This is a genomic window from Rothia sp. HMSC064F07 (genome assembly GCF_001837265.1).
Lineage (GTDB): Bacteria > Actinomycetota > Actinomycetes > Actinomycetales > Micrococcaceae > Rothia > Rothia mucilaginosa.
In genome coordinates this window covers 1-1,067 of the sequence record NZ_KV831919.1, presented here as the reverse complement: position 1 = coordinate 1,067, position 1,067 = coordinate 1, and the positions used below count along the sequence as shown (strand labels likewise).

Here is a 1,067-nt window from a genome sequence, read left to right as displayed (position 1 = left end):
GACACCGTGCCGCCCTGAGAAATATTGAGGGTCCCCGAATCAACCTTCAACTTAACATTCGCCGGGTTCTCCCAATCAACAGCATCAGCGGCAGGAGGGACCATCGGAAGCTGCGCGCTCACCGTGAACTTATGGCTACCGTACGAATACTTAGAGTCCGAGAACACCACACGCACTTCAGCCATCGAACCGCGAGAAGAAGGCCTATAGGAGGAATCACCGTGAACCTTATACTCAACCTCCACGGTCAGAGTGCCGTCAGCGTTGCGGGTTACCAGCTCGTCATGCTTATCGTACTGGCTCGCTACATCAGTCCTCGCAAAATATCCCTGCTCACCAGAGGTAGCGTTATAAATCGACACAGAGTCAATGTAGTACCCCAGGTCCACCTCGGGTGAAATATTAGAAATAGTCACCTTATAGACGCGGTCCTGACCGGGATCAAAATTCTGCGCATCAACAGATACCTTCGGTAGGGTATTCCTGAACGAATTATTCTGATACGCCATGTGTGCGGGGTTATTGCTCACAGGGACAAAGGGGAACTTACGCGTCACCTTAGGCCACCCGTGGGTTTCTACACCAGAAACACCCAGGGAATACCCCTTACCGGACTTCAGGACTCCCGCGGGAATCGTGATCTTCTTCTGGAAATAGCCGTTAGGAATCAGGCCTTTGAAAATGCGCTGATTCTCTTCCGTATCCGGTGCCTTCAGCTCACCAAGCGAAGCCACATTATCGTTCGTGACCTTTCCTTGCTCATCATGCTCGGACAAGGTGAATTTTACAGAGCTGACATCCTGAAAACCGGTGCCCGTCAGCGTCACCTCAATCGGCTGACCTGAGGCAATCTGCTCCTCAGAAATAGCCGAAACATCATAGGTGATGGAGGGAAGGACAGCCTTCGGGAGGTTGAACTCCACCGGCAGCGCCGTACGGACGCGATCCTCAGTGTTCCACGCGTAAGGGTGCGCCTCATCTACGGGGCGGTAGGTCAGAATGACCTCGTACTCCAGGTTTGCCGGTAGGCTATTCGCCGGAACCGTCAGGTCGGCGCTGAAACTGCC

Annotated in this window: 1 pseudogene; it reads right to left on the bottom strand. The window is 53.5% G+C overall.

Annotation, left to right across the window (positions count from 1 at the left end):
* Window positions 1-1,067: pseudogene (locus HMPREF2712_RS00500) on the bottom strand (siroheme synthase); the annotation flags it as partial.